14 protein-coding genes are annotated in these 15,096 nt (G+C 67.2%); 6 read left to right on the top strand and 8 right to left on the bottom strand.

The annotated features are described in order from the left end of the window. The first annotated feature begins 36 nt into the window (after positions 1-36). Complete coding sequence (locus ACIP5T_RS01330; RefSeq protein WP_400859958.1) at positions 37-636, top strand: TetR family transcriptional regulator; 600 nt, start codon at positions 37-39, stop codon at positions 634-636. Here ACIP5T_RS01330 and ACIP5T_RS01325 read toward each other — a convergent pair. From ACIP5T_RS01325 to sufB, 7 genes are read right to left on the bottom strand one after another with little or no spacing between them, the layout of a single operon-like run. After that, positions 599-1,972: an MFS transporter gene (locus tag ACIP5T_RS01325; protein ID WP_400859956.1), complete on the bottom strand. Its 1,374-nt coding sequence runs from the start codon at positions 1,970-1,972 to the stop codon at positions 599-601. The two genes, ACIP5T_RS01330 and ACIP5T_RS01325, sit on opposite strands and share 38 nt — an antisense overlap. Further along, positions 1,969-3,123 carry a MalY/PatB family protein gene (locus ACIP5T_RS01320; RefSeq protein WP_400859955.1) on the bottom strand — a complete coding sequence of 385 codons (1,155 nt, stop codon included), beginning with the start codon at positions 3,121-3,123 and terminating at the stop codon, positions 1,969-1,971. The genes ACIP5T_RS01325 and ACIP5T_RS01320 overlap by 4 nt, the downstream gene beginning before the upstream one ends. Positions 3,124-3,125: 2 nt before the next feature. Further along, positions 3,126-3,455, bottom strand: a complete 330-nt coding sequence (locus ACIP5T_RS01315; protein ID WP_060926108.1) for a metal-sulfur cluster assembly factor — start codon at positions 3,453-3,455, stop codon at positions 3,126-3,128. Between the two features lie 10 nt (positions 3,456-3,465). Next, positions 3,466-4,236 (bottom strand): Fe-S cluster assembly ATPase SufC, encoded by a 771-nt coding sequence (gene sufC / locus ACIP5T_RS01310; protein ID WP_400859953.1) that lies wholly within the window; start codon positions 4,234-4,236, stop codon positions 3,466-3,468. Beyond that, entirely contained in the window at positions 4,237-4,563 is a 327-nt protein-coding gene (locus ACIP5T_RS01305) for a non-heme iron oxygenase ferredoxin subunit (protein WP_042537584.1), read from the bottom strand. Then, entirely contained in the window at positions 4,560-5,765 is a 1,206-nt protein-coding gene (gene sufD, locus ACIP5T_RS01300; protein WP_400859951.1) for a Fe-S cluster assembly protein SufD, read from the bottom strand. The genes ACIP5T_RS01305 and sufD overlap by 4 nt, the downstream gene beginning before the upstream one ends. After that, complete coding sequence (gene sufB / locus ACIP5T_RS01295) at positions 5,766-7,184, bottom strand: Fe-S cluster assembly protein SufB (protein ID WP_400859949.1); 1,419 nt, start codon at positions 7,182-7,184, stop codon at positions 5,766-5,768. Positions 7,185-7,416: 232 nt separating this feature from the next. On the opposite strand from sufB, the gene ACIP5T_RS01290 reads away from it, so the two are divergent. Further along, on the top strand, positions 7,417-8,520 hold the full coding sequence (locus tag ACIP5T_RS01290; RefSeq protein WP_400859947.1) for a heme A synthase: 1,104 nt from the start codon (positions 7,417-7,419) through the stop codon (positions 8,518-8,520). A gap of 100 nt (positions 8,521-8,620) precedes the next feature. Next, complete coding sequence (locus ACIP5T_RS01285) at positions 8,621-9,061, top strand: hypothetical protein (protein WP_400859946.1); 441 nt, start codon at positions 8,621-8,623, stop codon at positions 9,059-9,061. Here the strand turns inward: ACIP5T_RS01285 and ACIP5T_RS01280 are convergent. After that, a complete protein-coding gene (locus tag ACIP5T_RS01280; protein ID WP_400864552.1) occupies positions 9,007-9,912 on the bottom strand; it encodes a heme o synthase in 906 nt (301 codons plus the stop codon). The genes ACIP5T_RS01285 and ACIP5T_RS01280 overlap by 55 nt on opposite strands. Positions 9,913-10,278: 366 nt before the next feature. Here ACIP5T_RS01280 and tkt point away from each other — a divergent pair, with 366 nt between their 5' ends. Genes tkt through ACIP5T_RS01265 form a run of 3 tightly spaced genes read left to right on the top strand, consistent with a single transcriptional unit; the run spans position 10,279 to position 15,088 of the window. Continuing rightward, the gene (tkt, locus tag ACIP5T_RS01275) at positions 10,279-12,375 is read left to right on the top strand and encodes a transketolase (RefSeq protein WP_400859944.1); all 2,097 of its coding nucleotides are present in this window, start codon (positions 10,279-10,281) and stop codon (positions 12,373-12,375) included. Continuing rightward, positions 12,372-13,484 (top strand): transaldolase, encoded by a 1,113-nt coding sequence (gene tal, locus ACIP5T_RS01270; RefSeq protein WP_400859942.1) that lies wholly within the window; start codon positions 12,372-12,374, stop codon positions 13,482-13,484. The genes tkt and tal overlap by 4 nt, the downstream gene beginning before the upstream one ends. After that, complete coding sequence (locus tag ACIP5T_RS01265) at positions 13,481-15,088, top strand: glucose-6-phosphate isomerase (protein WP_400859941.1); 1,608 nt, start codon at positions 13,481-13,483, stop codon at positions 15,086-15,088. The genes tal and ACIP5T_RS01265 overlap by 4 nt, the downstream gene beginning before the upstream one ends. Positions 15,089-15,096 lie beyond the last annotated feature (8 nt).

Genomic DNA, 15,096 nt, shown 5'->3' with positions numbered 1-15,096 from the left:
ACTGTTCACCTGAACGATGTTCACTATACTGACCACATGAGCCCAGAGCACAACTCCGCTCGTCACGACCGCGACGGCGTCGCACGCGTGGCGCTGGCCCTTCTCGACGAGGTCGGCCTCGCCGATCTGTCGATGCGGCGGATCGCAGGCAGGCTGGATGTCCAGCCGAGCGCTCTCTACTGGCACTTCTCGAGCAAGCAGGAGCTTCTGGCGGAGCTCGCCGACCGGATCACCGCAGGGATCCCCCGCGACGATGCCGACGTGCTGACCACCGCTCGCGGCATCCGCGACGCCCTCTTCACCTATCGCGACGGCGCGGAGCTCGTGCTCAGCACCTACGCGCTGCGCCTCGGCTCGTCCTACGCCCAGACCGCGCTCGAGGCCGCCCTCGCACGTCAGGGGCACGCAGACGCCGCCGAGCGTGCGACAGCGCTCCTGCACTTCGTGCTCGGCCATGCGACGCTCGTGCAGCAGCGCATGCACGCTGACAGCCATGGCGCGGCACTCGCCGACGGCACGTCCGACGTCACCGCCGGCCTCGACCGCGTCTTCGACCTCGGCGTCACCGCGCTCGCACGGGAATCGTTCGTCGCAGGCGTCAGCCCTCAGACGACTCCGCGGCATGGCCCAGCCTGAGCCCCGGCACGAATGCCAGCAGCACCAGACCGGAACAGAAGGCGAAGACCACGCCGAACGACGCCGCATCCCCACCCAGCGTCGCAACAGCCAACCCGGCCAGAGCGATCGTCACTGCTGAACCCGCGGCATCGGAGATCGACAGCGCTGACGAGTTGAAACCCTGATTGCCCTCGTCCGAATAGGCGAGCGTCAGCACGGTGAGGCGCGGATACAGCAGCCCCATGCCACCGCCGGCGAACCCCCACCCCACGACGACGAACACCGGCGATGCCCCCCACTGTGCCGACGCGAAGACGAGCACGAGCGCCACGAGGATGAGCGACAGGCTGATCACCGTGATGCGGGTGTTGCCGAGGCGTTCGCCGAAGCTCCCCTGCAGCTGCGATGCCCCTGCCCAGGCGAAGGCGGCGAACATGAGCGCGATCCCCGCCCAGGTCGCCGTGAAGTCGAAGCGCTCCATCAGCAGGTAGGGGATGTATGCCTCGGCCGCGAAGAACGCGCCTGCGGCGATGCCCCGCATGAGGACGACACTCGGCAGACCGCGCCCGGCACGGAGCGTGCGCCGGGGAACCAGCGGCAGCAGTGCGACGGCGATCACGATGACCGACCCGATCGCCACGGGCCATGCGAGGCGCACGGTCATCTCGGCGGTGAACCCGATCAGCACCGCGAAGACGGCGACCACCACCGCGAGGAGAAGGCGGATGACGAGCGCCTGGCGATTCTGCGGTTCGCCGTGACCGAGGTCGACTCCTCGCAACCGCGACGCGACGGTGATGAACGCGGCCGTCGTCAGCACGGCGACGCCGAGGAACGCCCAGCGCCAGTCGAGATACTCCGCGACCGCCCCCGCGAGGAACGGACCGATCATCGACGGCACCACCCAGGCGGCGGCGAACGCCGCGAACACTCTGCCGTGAAGGTGCGGCGGGTACAGACGGGCCACCAACACGTACAGCGCCACCGTCTGGCCACCGGCGCCGAGGCCCTGGACGAGACGACCGACGAGGAACTGATCCATCGAGACCGCGAACCCCGACAGAAGCAGACCGGCGATGAAGAGCGACACCGCGGCGTACAGTGCACGGCGTGGCCCACGAGAATCCGACCAGGCACCCGCTGCGACCATCCCGATCACGCTCGTCGCAAGCGTCCCGGCGAACGCTACGGCATACAGCTCCCGCCCGTCGAGCGCCTCGCTGACGATCGGCATGACGGTCGTGACCGCCAGCGCCTCGATCGCGGCGAGGAAGATCAGCGAGACGGCACCGGCGGTGACCCAGAGTCGCTCCCGGTCCCAGATCGATGCGGTCGGCTGCTGTTCGGTCGTCATCGATCCACGAGCGTCGCGATGCGCTCGATAGCCTCGGTGATGATCTCCGGGCTCGTGCCGAAGTTCAGTCGGACGAACCCCCTGCCCTCCTCGCCGAAGGCGGGGCCGAAATGCAGGGCGACCTTCGCCTCTTTCAGGATCCGACGCGCGGGGTTGTCTCCCCACTCCAGGCCCGAGAGATCGATCCACGCCAGGTATCCGGCATCGGGGATCCGGTAGCGGGCGCCAGGGAGCTTCGATGCCAGCAGATCTTCCAACAGCACCCGATTCGCATCCAGGGTCGTGAGCAGGCCGTCGAGCCACGCGTCGCTCTCCTCGGAGAACGCGGCCACGGCGGCGAGGAGTCCGAACTGCCCCGTGCGCCACTCGACCTCGATCGGGAGCCCGCGCACGATGGCGCTGGGGCGATCGGAGGCGGTCACCATGAGGGCGCACTTGAGACCGGCGAGATTGAAGGCCTTGCTCGCGCTCACGACGGCGTAGCCCACGCGCTCGGCGGCGTCGCCCGTGTCGAGGAAAGGCGTGAACCCTGTTCCCGGCTGGGCGAGCGGAGCATGGATCTCGTCCGAGACCACGGCAGCACCGAACTCGTCGGCGATCTCGGCCAGAGCGCTCAGCGAGTCACGGCTGTGCACCGTGCCCGTCGGGTTGTGCGGGTTGCAGAGCAGCATCGCGGTCGCACCGTCTTCGAATGCTGCGCGGATGCCGTCGAGATCGAGTTCCCATTCGGTGCCCGTGTCGATCAGCGGTACCCGAGCGACCTCGGCTCCGGCCTCGGAGACCAGGTCGAAGAACGGCGGATACACCGGCGGGGTGACGACCACGCGCTCCCCCGGCTGCGTGACGCGGCGCAGGATCTCGACGATCCCCATGCTCACGTCCGCGGTCGTCCGCATCCGCGAAGGATCTGCGCGCCAGCCGAAGCGACGGAGCGCGAAAGCCGCGTACTCCTCAGGCAGCGGGGTCCGCGACGCTATGTAGCCGGTGTCGCCGATGTCCACAGCGCGTCGAAGCGCGGATGAGATCGCCGGCGCCAACGGGAAGTCGGTCTCCGCGACGAACAGCGGAAGCACATCGGCGGGGTACTCCCGCCATTTCTCGCTGCTGCGCTCTCGGAGCTCGGCCAAAGGCAGAGCCTTGACCTCGAGCATCCTCAGATGGCGAAGCCGAGAGCGCGCATCATGTCGCGCCCATCGTCCGTGATCTTCTCAGGGCCCCACGGCGGCATCCACACCCAGTTGATGCGGAAGCGATCGACGACACTGTCCAGCGCCTGAGCGGTCTGGTCCTCGAGCACGTCGGTCAGTGGGCAGCCTGCGCTGGTGAGCGTCATGTGGATGACGAGAGCGTCGTTCTCGTCATCCCACGCGAGATCGTAGATGAGGCCGAGGTCGACGACATTGATCCCGAGCTCCGGGTCCATGACGTCCTTGAGAGCCTCGGTGACCTCGTCGTACTTCGCGTCGGTGAGGGTGGCTGTCATGCGAATCAGCCTACGCCTCGATGGGGGCTGCGGGGTCGAGGAAACGGTCGTATCCCTCGTCCTCGAGCCGGTCGGCGAGTTCGGGGCCGCCTTCTTCGACGATCTTGCCCGCGACGATCACGTGCACGAAGTCGGGGCGGATGTAGCGCAGGATGCGGGTGTAGTGCGTGATCAGCAGCACGCCGAGACCCGTCGCCTCCTTGGCGCGGTTGACGCCTTCCGAGACGATCTTCAGCGCGTCGACGTCGAGACCGGAGTCGGTCTCGTCGAGCACTGCGAACTTCGGCTTGAGCACCTCGAGCTGAAGGATCTCGTGGCGCTTCTTCTCGCCACCGGAGAACCCCTCGTTGACGTTGCGCTGAGCGAACTTCGGGTCCATGCGGAGGTTGGACATGGCCGCCTTGACGTCCTTCGTCCACCCGCGGATCGCCGGTGCTTCGCCGTCGATCGCGGTCTTGGCCGTGCGGAGGAAGTTCGTCACCGTCACGCCGGGGATCTCGACCGGGTACTGCATCGCGAGGAAGAGGCCCGCGCGAGCGCGCTCGTCGACGCTCATCGCAAGGACGTCCTGGCCGTCGAACGTGATCGAGCCGGACGCCACCGTGTACTTCGGGTGACCGGCGATCGTGTAGGCGAGCGTCGACTTGCCCGAGCCGTTGGGGCCCATGATCGCGTGCGTCTCACCCGTGTTCATCGTGAGGGTGATTCCGTTGAGGATCGGGGTGATTCCCGCCTCGGTCTCGACCGTCACGTAGAGGTCGCGGATTTCGAGAACAGACATTCAGACTTCCTTCGTCACAGTCGGGTCGATGAGCACGTCGTCGCCGTCGATCTCGACGACGTAGACCGGAACGGGCTCATAAGCGGGGAGATTCTGGGGCTTGCCGGTGAGCAGCGAGAATGCCGAGCCGTGGGCCCAGCATTCCACCGTCTCTCCTTCGACGAAGCCCTCTGAGAGGGAGATGTCACCGTGGGTGCAGGTGTCTCCGATGGCGTGGATGACGCCCTCGGAGTCCTTGATGACAGTGATCGGCACGCCGTTCGGCTCGACACGCAGCGGCATGTCCTGCTCGAGCTCGGCGACACCGCAGACTCGCTCGGCGGTCATGCGTTCACCTCGGCGAGCTCCGTCTCGATCGCAGCGAGGAGCTCGGCCTCCAGCGCGGGGATTCCCAGACGCTGGACGATGTCGGTGAGGAAGCCGAGCACGACCAGGCGGCGTGCTTCCTCTTCGCTGATCCCTCGTGCCTGCAGGTAGAACAGCTGCTCGTCGTCGAAACGACCGGTGGCGCTGGCGTGGCCCGCGCCGAGGATGTCTCCGGTCTCGATCTCCAGGTTCGGGATCGAGTCGGCGCGAGCACCTTCGGTGAGCACCAGGTTGCGGTTCGCCTCGTATGAGTCGGTGCCGTTCGCGTGCGCGCCGATCAGCACGTCGCCGATCCAGACGCTGTGCGCGCCCTGGCCCTGGAGCGCACCCTTGTAGAGGACGTCGCCCTTGGTGTGCGGCCCCTTGTGGTGCAGGAAGACCTGGCTCTCGAGGTGCTGGCCCGCGTCCGCGTAGGAGAGGCCGTAGAGGTATCCCTCCGAGCCCGCACCCGCGAGCTCGACGCTCGGGTTCACGCGCACGACGCCACCGCCGAAGCTGATGACGAAGTGCTTGAGCGTGGCATCCGCGTCGACCCTGGCCTGGTGCGCAGACGTGTGCACGGCCTCGTCCTGCCACTGCTGCAGGCTGATGACGGTGAGCTTCGCTCCGTCACGCACGATGATCTCGACGTTCTGCGAGTACTGCGCCGCGCCCGTGTGCTGGAGCACGACGGTGGCGGAGCTGTGCTCGAGCGCCTCGATCACGACGTGCGCATCTGCGCGACGGTCCGCACCGAGTCCCTCGATCGCGATGAAGACGGGCTCAGCGACCTCTTCTTCACGCGGGATGCGGATGTGCAGCGCCTCGGGCGAGCCCTGCCATGCGATCGCTGCAGTGATGTCCTCCGCCAGGAAGACCTCTCCGCGCGGTGCGTCGCCCGCGGCCAGCGGCGCCGACACGTACTGCTCTCCCGAGCCGAAGGAGTAGCTCACGCCGTCGCCCGAACCCGCGACCTCGAAGAGGGGCGAGAGCTTGGAGACCGGGGTGTGCTTCCAGTTGACCTCGCGACCGGTGGGAGCACCGAAGTCGTCTGGGTCGAAGGAGTGGGGGCGCTCCGAGCGGGTCTGCACCGGGACGAAACCGGCGGATGAGACCTGTGCTGCGGGGTCGATGTGCGCGTTCGTGTGCTGCGCCTCGCTGGGCGCTGTCGTCGAGGCCGCCATTTAGCCGACCGATCCTTCCATGCCCATTTCGATGAGCTTGTTCAGTTCCATCGCGTACTCCATGGGCAGTTCCCGGGCGATCGGCTCGATGAAGCCGCGCACGATCATCGCCATCGCCTCGTCCTCGGGCATGCCGCGGGACTGCAGGTAGAAGAGCTGCTCTTCGCTGACCTTCGAGACCGTGGCCTCGTGTCCGAGCTGCACGTCGTCGACACGGATGTCGATCGCCGGGTAGGTGTCGGAGCGGGACTTGGTGTCGACCAGCAGCGCGTCGCATCGGACCGTGTTGGCGGAGTGGTGCGCGTTGGCGTCCACTCGGACCTCGCCGCGGTATCCCGCACGTCCGCCGCCACGGGCGATCGACTTCGAGACGATCGACGACTGCGTGTACGGAGCCATGTGGATCATCTTCGCGCCGGCGTCCTGGTGCTGACCGGGGCCGGCGAAGGCGACCGAGAGCGTCTCGCCCTTGGCATGCTCGCCCATCAGGTAGATCGACGGGTACTTCATCGTCACCTTGGAGCCGATGTTGCCGTCGACCCACTCCATCGTCGCGCCCTCGTGCGCGACCGCACGCTTGGTGACGAGGTTGTAGACGTTGTTCGACCAGTTCTGGATCGTCGTGTACCGAACGCGGGCGTTCTTCTTCACGATGATCTCGACCACGGCCGAGTGCAGCGAGTCCGACTTGTAGATCGGAGCCGTGCAGCCCTCGATGTAGTGGATGTAGCTGTCCTCGTCGGCGATGATCAGGGTCCGTTCGAACTGGCCCATGTTCTCGGTGTTGATGCGGAAGTACGCCTGCAACGGGATCTCGACGTGCACGCCCTTGGGGACGTAGACGAACGAACCGCCGGACCACACGGCGGTGTTCAGCGCGGCGAACTTGTTGTCGCCCGCCGGGATGACCGTGCCGAAGTACTCCTCGAAGAATTCGGGGTGCTCACGCAGGGCAGTGTCGGTGTCCATGAAGATGACGCCCTGCTGCTCCAGGTCCTCGCGGATCTGGTGGTACACGACCTCGGACTCGTACTGCGCGGCGACGCCGGCGACGAGGCGCTGGCGCTCGGCCTCGGGGATGCCGAGGCGCTCGTACGTCTCGCGGATCTCGACAGGCAGGTCCTCCCAGGACTGCGCCTGCTTCTCCGTCGAACGCACGAAGTACTTGATGTTGTCGAAGTCGATCGCGCTGAGGTCGGCGCCCCAGGTCGGCATCGGCTTCTTGCCGAAGAGCTGGTATCCCTTGAGACGGGTTTTCAGCATCCATTCGGGCTCGTGCTTGAGCGCCGAGATCCCGCGAACCACCTCTTCGGAGATTCCGCGCTTGGCGATTGCTCCGGCGGCATCTTCGTCATGCCATCCGAATTCGTACACCCCCAGGCCGTCAAGCTCCGGGCGGTCGATCAGCACATCCGACATCACACACTCTCCTCACAGGTCCCAAACGGTGTCATCCGCCCCGACACACCTGATCCCCGTCGAGTCTGCGGGAGCGGGTGCCGTTGGTGGGCCCTCATCACCGGCGCATCCATCGCGCCTAAACTGTTAGTGATGCTTCAGCGCGGTAAGCGCTCATCACAACAATCCGATTCTACAGGTTCCGCCTGAAGACAGGGCCGCTCGCCGTGTCCGGGCGGTTCGGAGAAGACTTATGCCCCAGCCCTCGATCTCCTCCCCCGTGAACGCACCGGCGTCGCCGCATGCGATCCTCTGGGGACGAGCGCTCCGCGTCTTCGCCTGGCTGTCTTTCCTGGCCCAGACGATCATCATCGGCACCGGCGGTGCAGTGCGCCTCACCGGATCGGGCCTCGGATGCTCGGAGTGGCCGCTCTGCACTCCCGAGTCGCTCGTTCCGATCTATGCCGATCAGGGAATCCACGGCATCATCGAGTTCGGCAACCGCGTCATGACGGGCGTCGTCGGCATCATCGCCCTCGCGGTCCTGCTGCTCGTCCTCGCCCGTGTCGGCGGCCGGCTGCTGGTGTTCTCCGCCCTGCGTTTCGCGGCTGCCGGCATCGCCGCGGCCATCATCACCTTCGTGATCGTGTCGCTGCTCTCACTTCCCGCGACGCCGTTCGCGATGGGTGCTCTGCTCATCGCCGTGATCGCGGCCATGGTGCGCTCGCTGCGTCTGACGACCGAACGACGTGATCTCGTCGCCCTCGCCTGGATCGTCCTGCTCGGAGTCGTCGCACAGGCGCTGGTCGGTGGCATCACCGTGCTCACCGGCCTGAACCCCTTCATCGTCGGGTTCCACTACGTGTCGTCTCTGCTGCTCGTGTGCGTCACCGCGGCGTTCCTGGTGCGTCTCTACGGGCAGCCGGGCCCGAGGGAGCGCGCGGTCCCGAAGTGGTTCGCGATCCTGAGCCACGTCACCGGCCTGGCTCTCGCCGTCACGATCGTCTTCGGCGTGCTCACCACCGGCTCCGGCCCGCACTCAGGTGATGCCGACGTGCTGCGTCACGGGTTCGACGCCACCGTCCTGGCGCACGTCCACGCGTGGCCCGGATACGTCCTCGCCGCGCTCGTCGCCACGCTCACGATCTCGGCGTGGGTGCTGCGCCTCGAGCCCCGCAAGTGGCTGCTCGTGCTCGTGCTCGCGATCCTCGTGCAGGTCGGCGTCGGCATCTGGCAGGCGCGCACGGGTCTCCCTCCCCTGCTCGTCGGCATCCACATGGTGCTCGCGTCGCTCTCGGCCGCGGCGTACACCGTCGTGGTGCTGCACCTGAAGAAGCCGGTCGCGCCCGAGGAGTGACCGACCGCGCCGATCGATCGGCGTGCTCCGGAGCCTCGGCACAGGGGATGCATAGCTGCGACATCAGCCCCTCATCAGTTCGTCGTGCACCGTGGCTGGCATGAACAAGTCACTGACACGCAGCATCGGCTTCTGGCTCCTTCTCGTGCTCTCGCTCGCGTCAGCGGGCGTGGGCGGCTGGCTCATCGCCGGCCAGATCGGCACCATGACGAGCACGCTGCTCGACGGCACGGCCACCGGCATCGAGGTGTACGTCGGGCAGTCGCTCGTGGTCGTCGGCGCCGCGCTTCTCGGCGCAGGCGTCATCGGCGTGCTGATCGCCGTCGGGCTGAGCGCGGTGCAGGCGCTCGTGCCGTCTCCTGCACCCGCGGTCGTCGAGCCGATCGACTGGACGGCTGAATCAGATGCCGTCAACGACGAGACCACGACGGTCGAGAGCGACGCGACTGATGCGGCCGCCGAGCAGATCGACGAGGACGACGAGGCTCAGAAGGGCAGCAGCGGATCGACCGCGACGGCCACGAAGATCAGCGTCAAGTAGGTGATCGAGGCGTGGAAGACTCGCATCGGCCGCGCCTCGTTGCCCCGGACCGCCTGGTTGTAGAGACGGTGCGACTCGTAGATGAACCAGCCGCCGAACACGGCGGCCGAGACGCCGTAGACGAGGCCCATGTTCGCGATCGGGATCAGCAGCAGCGAGCAGGCCACGGTGGCCCAGGCATAGAGGATGACCTGGAGCCCGACCTGCGAGGCGTTGCGGGTCACGCCGAGCATGGGCACGTCGACGTCTTCGTAGTCGTCCTTGTACTTCATCGAGAGCGGCCAGTAGTGCGGCGGCGTCCACAGGAAGATGAGCGCGAAGAGGATGAACGCCGGCCAGTCGAGCGAACCCGTGACCGCGGCCCAGCCGATGAGCACGGGGAAGCATCCGGCGATACCGCCCCAGATGATGTTCTGCTCGGTGCGGCGCTTGAGGATCATGGTGTAGATCACGACGTAGAAGAAGATCGCGGATGCCGACAGCGTCGCCGCCAGCCAGTTCGTCGTGAACCACAGCCAGACGGTCGAGACGACGGCCAGCGTCCACGAGAAGATGAGAGCGCCCCTCGGGGTGATCTCACCCGTGACGAGCGGTCGGTTCTCGGTGCGATGCATATGAGCGTCGATGTCGCGGTCGAGATACATGTTGAACGCCGCGGCGGACCCGGCGCTCAACGACCCGCCGATCACGGTGGCCAACACCAGCCACATATCGGGCAGACCACCCTGGGCGAGGAACATCACCGGAACGGTCGACACCAGCAGCAGTTCGAGGACGCGCGGCTTGGTGAGGGCGACGTACGCCTTCACGGTGCGACCGATGGACTTCTTAACAACGGTCTGATCAGACATCGTCGAGATCTCGATCGCCTCCTCCACACGCGTCACGACAGCGTTTCCCAGTCTAGGGCACGCGAGACGAGGGGCTCGCCCGTCGCCGGTCATGGCCCCATGGCCACCCTCCGCATCCGCCTCGCCCGGGCGTCGCGGAATCGCGTTTCAACAACGATGAGCCGCGGTCCCATGGCCCCGGCGAAGCCGTGACAGATCCATGGAATTACTGGAAGGGCGGAGCGTTGTAAAGGGGGGTAATGGGTCAAACCTCGGCGCTATGCTGAAATGACTCGCGCGCCCAGCGCACATCACACCCTTCCGTAGCGTTGCGGACTGCGATCGTGCAATCCGGGCGCTCTCGAACAGTTGCAGAAGGGCTTCACAGTGTCGGAATTGCAGTGGGATGAGATCGACCGACGCGCGGTGGACACCGCACGTCTTCTGGCTGCGGATGCCGTGGAGAAGGTCGGCAACGGCCACCCCGGCACCGCGATGAGCCTGGCTCCGGCCGCGTATCTCCTCTACCAGCGGGTCCTGCGTCACGACCCGACCGACACCGACTGGCTGGGCCGCGACCGCTTCATCCTCTCGGTCGGACACTCCTCCCTCACCCAGTACGTGCAGCTCTACCTGGGCGGCTTCGGCCTCGAGCTCGACGATCTCAAGGCGCTGCGCACCTGGGGCTCGCTCACCCCCGGCCACCCCGAGTACGGCCACACCAAGGGCGTCGAGATCACCACCGGCCCGCTCGGCCAGGGACTCGCCTCCGCAGTGGGCTTCGCCTACGCCGCTCGCTACGAACGCGGTCTCTTCGACCCCGAGGCCGAGGCGGGCACCAGCCCGTTCGACCACTTCGTCTATGTCATCGCCGGTGACGGCGACCTCCAGGAGGGCGTCACCAGCGAGGCTTCGTCGCTCGCGGGCCACCAGGAGCTCGGCAACCTCATCGCGATCTACGACTCGAACCAGATCTCGATCGAGGACGACACGAACGTCGCTTTCACCGAGGACGTCGCGAAGCGCTACGAGGCCTATGGCTGGCAGGTCCAGACCGTCGACTGGAAGAAGACGGGCGAGTACGTCGAAGACGTCTCGGAGCTCTACGCCGCCATCGAGGCCGCGAAGGGCGAGACCTCGAAGCCGTCGCTGATCATCCTCAAGACGATCATCGGCTGGCCGTCGCCCGGCAAGCAGAACTCCGGAAAGATCCACGGATCCGCTCTGGGTGGCGACGAACTCGCCGCGACCAAGAAGGTCCTCGGATTCGACGCCGACGAGCACTTCGCCGTCGCCGACGACGTCATCTCCCGCACCCGCGGCCTCGCGGAGCGCGCCGCCGAGAGCCGGGCAGCGTGGCAGCAGTCGTTCGATGCCTGGGCCGCAGCCAACCCCGAGCGCAAGGCGCTTCTCGACCGCCTCGAGGCCAAGGAGCTGCCGGCTGACATCGCCTCTGCCCTTCCGGTCTTCGAGAGCGGCAAGGACGTCTCGACCCGTGCAGCCTCAGGGCAGGTCATCAACGCTCTCGCCGCCGAGCTCCCCGAGCTCTGGGGCGGCTCGGCCGACCTCGCCGAGTCGAACCTCACCACGATCAAGGACTCGAAGTCCTTCATCCCGGCCGAGTGGTCGACCCACGAGTGGTCGGGTGACCCTTACGGACGCGTGCTGCACTTCGGCATCCGCGAGCACGCCATGGGCGCGATCGTCAACGGGATCGTGCTGCACGGACCGACGCGTGCGTTCGGCGGCACGTTCCTCATCTTCAGCGACTACATGCGCCCGCCCGTGCGTCTGGCCGCGCTGATGAACGTCCCCAGCATCTTCGTCTGGACTCACGACTCGGTCGCTCTCGGCGAAGACGGGCCCACGCACCAGCCGATCGAGCAGATCGCGACGCTGCGCGCCATCCCGAACTTCACCCTGGTGCGCCCCGCCGACGCCAACGAGACCTCGGCCGCCTGGCTCGAGATCCTGCGCCGTCACGAGGGCCCGGCCGGCATCGCGCTGACCCGTCAGAACATCCCGGTGTTCGAGCGCGGCCAGGGCACAGCCGAAGGCGACGTCTTCGCGTCGACCGACGGTGTCTCGAAGGGCGCGTACGTGCTCGCCGAGGCTCCGAACGGCACCCCCGACGTGATCATCATCGCGACCGGCTCCGAGGTGCAGCTGGCGGTCGATGCCCGCGCAGCTCTGGCCGAGGAGGGCGTCAACGTACGCGTCGTCTCCGCTCCCTCGCTGGAGTGGTTCGACGAGCAGGACGAGGCATACCGCGAGTCGGTCCTGCCGAAGGCCGTCACGGCCCGCGTCTCGGTCGAGGCCGGTTCCGTCCTCAGCTGGCGCGGCATCGTGGGCGACCGCGGCCGTTCGGTCGGCATCGACCACTTCGGCGCCTCCGCCGACTACAAAACACTGTTCCAGAAGTTCGGCATCACCACCGAGGCCGTCATCGCGGCCGCACGCGAGACCATCAAGGAGAACGCATGAGCACCCCCACCGCAGACCTCGCAGCAGCCGGTGTCAGCATCTGGCTCGACGACCTGTCACGCACCCGCATCTCCTCCGGCAACCTCGCGGAGCTGATCGAGACCCGCAACGTCGTCGGCGTCACGACCAACCCGACGATCTTCGCGAACGCGATCACCGACAAGAACAACACGTCGTACGACGCTCAGGTCACCGAGCTCGCCGCATCCGGCGCGACGGCTGAAGAGGCCGTCTTCGCCGCGACCACGCAGGACGTCGCCGCCGCGCTCGACATCTTCCGCCCCGTGTGGGAGAAGTCGGGCCACGTCGACGGCCGCGTCTCGATCGAGGTCTCCCCCGACCTCGCGCACGACACCGAGGGCACGGTCGAGCAGGCGAAGAAGCTGTGGGCCAAGGTCGACCGTCCGAACCTGCTCGTGAAGATCCCCGCGACGAAGGCGGGTCTGCCCGCCATCACCGAGGCGATCGCGTCGGGCATCAGCGTCAACGTCACCCTGATCTTCAGCCTCGAGCGCTACGCCGAGGTCATCGACGCGTACCTGACCGGGCTCGAGCGGGCGCACAGCGCCGACTTCGATCTGTCGAGCATCCACTCGGTCGCCTCGTTCTTCGTGTCTCGTGTCGACACCGAGACCGACAAGCGTCTCTCGGCGATCGGCACCGACGAGGCCGAAGCGCTCAAGAGCAAGGCCGGACTCGCGAACGCGCGCCTCGCCTACGAGCTCTTCGAGCAGAAGTTCGCCGAGAAGCGAGCTCAGGACCTCATCAAGCTCGGTGCGAACGCACAGCGTCCGCTGTGGGCATCGACCGGTGTCAAGGACCCGGCACTGCCCGACACCCTGTATGTCACGGAGCTCGTCGCGAAGGACGTCGTCAACACGATGCCCGAGAAGACGCTCGAAGCGACCTTCGACCACGGCGTCGTCGCGGGTGACACCATCACAGGCGGCTACGAAGAGGCCCGCGCGGTGTTCGCCGGCCTGGCCGACCTCGGGATCGACTTCACCGATGTCACGCAGGTGCTCGAGGACGAGGGCGTCGCCAAGTTCATCGACTCATGGCACGACCTGCTGACGCAGGTGGCCGAGGGCCTCGAGGCGCAGCGATGACCTTTGCGATCCACGCCTCTGGCGCGGCTCGGGTCGCGATCGACGAGACGGTTCCCGCTCTCGTCCACGATCTCATCGCCTCGCGTGTGACCGGCGGCGACGCGGCTCTGTGGGGCCCGGCAGCCGAGTCCGAGGCGTCGATCCGCCTGGGCTGGGTCGAGGCCGTGTCGGTCTCGCGCCCTCTGGTCGCCGAGATCGTCGCCCTGCGCGCCGATCTGCAGGCGAAGGGCGTGACGCGCATCGTTCTCGCGGGCATGGGCGGCTCCTCGCTCGCCCCCGAGGTGATCGCCCAGACCGCCGGTGTCCCGCTGACGATCCTCGACTCGACCGCACCCAGCCAGGTGCTCGCCGCGCTCGATGAGGGCCTGCAGAGCACCGCCCTCGTGGTGTCGTCGAAGTCGGGCTCGACCGTCGAGACAGACTCGCAGCGTCGCACGTTCGAGGCCGCCTTCCGCGACGTCGGAATCGATCCTCTCGAGCGCATCATCGTGGTCACCGACCCGGGCTCGCCGCTCGACGTCTCCGCTCGCGAAGCCGGCTATCGCGTGTTCAACGCCGACCCCCACGTCGGCGGACGCTACTCGGCGCTCACCGCGTTCGGACTCGTGCCGACCGGTCTCGCCGGCGCCGACATCGATGAGCTCCTCGACGAGGCAGAGGCCTCGCTCCTCGAGGTCGCGATCGATTCGGCCGACAACCCCGCGCTGCGCCTCGCCGCGGCGATCTCCGCCACGGTGCCGCGTCGTGACAAGCTCGGCCTGATCACCGACGGCACGCACATCAACGGCCTGCCCGACTGGATCGAGCAGCTCATCGCGGAGTCCACCGGCAAAGACGGGACCGGCATCCTGCCCGTCGTGCTGCTGCCTGTGTCGCCCGAGCTCGACTCGCAGCCGTCCGACCTGCAGATCGTGCGGCTCGTCGACGACGCGAACGAGTTCCACCTGCGCGAGAAGCACGAGGGCGAGATCCTCGTCAGCGGTTCGCTGGGTGCGCAGCTGATCGTGTGGGAGTACGCCACGGCGATCGCCGGATATCTGCTCGGGATCAATCCCTTCGATCAGCCGGATGTCGAGTCGGCGAAGGTCGCGGCTCGCGGTCTGCTCGACGCGCGTCCCGCGCCGACCGCTCCCGCCTTCGTCGAGAACGGCGTCGAGGTGCGTGTGTCCGACCCCGCTCTTGCGGCGTCGGGAACCGTCGAAGGCGTGCTCGACGCCCTGTGGGCGGCGCTGCCTGCCGATGGCTACGTGTCGATCCAGGCATACGTCAACCGGCTCGACGTCCCGCAGCTGCAGGGGCTCCGCGAGCTCGTCGCCGCCGACTCCGGTCGACCGACCACCTTCGGCTGGGGTCCTCGCTTCCTGCACTCCACCGGTCAGTATCACAAGGGCGGTCCCGCTCAGGGTGTGTTCCTGCAGATCCTGGAGCGCACCGACGTCGATCTCGAGATCCCCGAGCGTCCGTTCACCTTCGGTCAGCTCATCGAGGCTCAGGCGGCCGGCGACGCCGGCGTTCTGGCCGAGCACGGCCGCCCGGTCGTCTCCCTGACGATCACCGACTCGTCGGCCGACGTCCTCACCCTCTTCGAAGCCGCACAGAAGTAACAGCCAGG

The organism is Microbacterium sp. NPDC088619 (genome assembly GCF_044752825.1).
Classification (GTDB): domain Bacteria; phylum Actinomycetota; class Actinomycetes; order Actinomycetales; family Microbacteriaceae; genus Microbacterium.
Note: the sequence above shows the minus strand (reverse complement) of the source record. Positions and strands in the feature narration are given on the sequence as shown.

Excerpts from the sequence above, each read along its gene's own strand:
- ACIP5T_RS01330 (WP_400859958.1), top strand. The coding sequence starts at position 37 with ATGAGCCCAGAGCACAACTCCGCTCGTCACGACCGCGACGGCGTCGCA.
- ACIP5T_RS01325 (WP_400859956.1), bottom strand. The coding sequence starts at position 1,972 with ATGACGACCGAACAGCAGCCGACCGCATCGATCTGGGACCGGGAGCGA.
- ACIP5T_RS01320 (WP_400859955.1), bottom strand. The coding sequence starts at position 3,123 with ATGCTCGAGGTCAAGGCTCTGCCTTTGGCCGAGCTCCGAGAGCGCAGC.
- ACIP5T_RS01315 (WP_060926108.1), bottom strand. The coding sequence starts at position 3,455 with ATGACAGCCACCCTCACCGACGCGAAGTACGACGAGGTCACCGAGGCT.
- sufC (WP_400859953.1), bottom strand. The coding sequence starts at position 4,236 with ATGTCTGTTCTCGAAATCCGCGACCTCTACGTGACGGTCGAGACCGAG.
- ACIP5T_RS01305 (WP_042537584.1), bottom strand. The coding sequence starts at position 4,563 with ATGACCGCCGAGCGAGTCTGCGGTGTCGCCGAGCTCGAGCAGGACATG.
- sufD (WP_400859951.1), bottom strand. The coding sequence starts at position 5,765 with ATGGCGGCCTCGACGACAGCGCCCAGCGAGGCGCAGCACACGAACGCG.
- sufB (WP_400859949.1), bottom strand. The coding sequence starts at position 7,184 with ATGTCGGATGTGCTGATCGACCGCCCGGAGCTTGACGGCCTGGGGGTG.
- ACIP5T_RS01290 (WP_400859947.1), top strand. The coding sequence starts at position 7,417 with ATGCCCCAGCCCTCGATCTCCTCCCCCGTGAACGCACCGGCGTCGCCG.
- ACIP5T_RS01285 (WP_400859946.1), top strand. The coding sequence starts at position 8,621 with ATGAACAAGTCACTGACACGCAGCATCGGCTTCTGGCTCCTTCTCGTG.
- ACIP5T_RS01280 (WP_400864552.1), bottom strand. The coding sequence starts at position 9,912 with ATGTCTGATCAGACCGTTGTTAAGAAGTCCATCGGTCGCACCGTGAAG.
- tal (WP_400859942.1), top strand. The coding sequence starts at position 12,372 with ATGAGCACCCCCACCGCAGACCTCGCAGCAGCCGGTGTCAGCATCTGG.
- ACIP5T_RS01265 (WP_400859941.1), top strand. The coding sequence starts at position 13,481 with ATGACCTTTGCGATCCACGCCTCTGGCGCGGCTCGGGTCGCGATCGAC.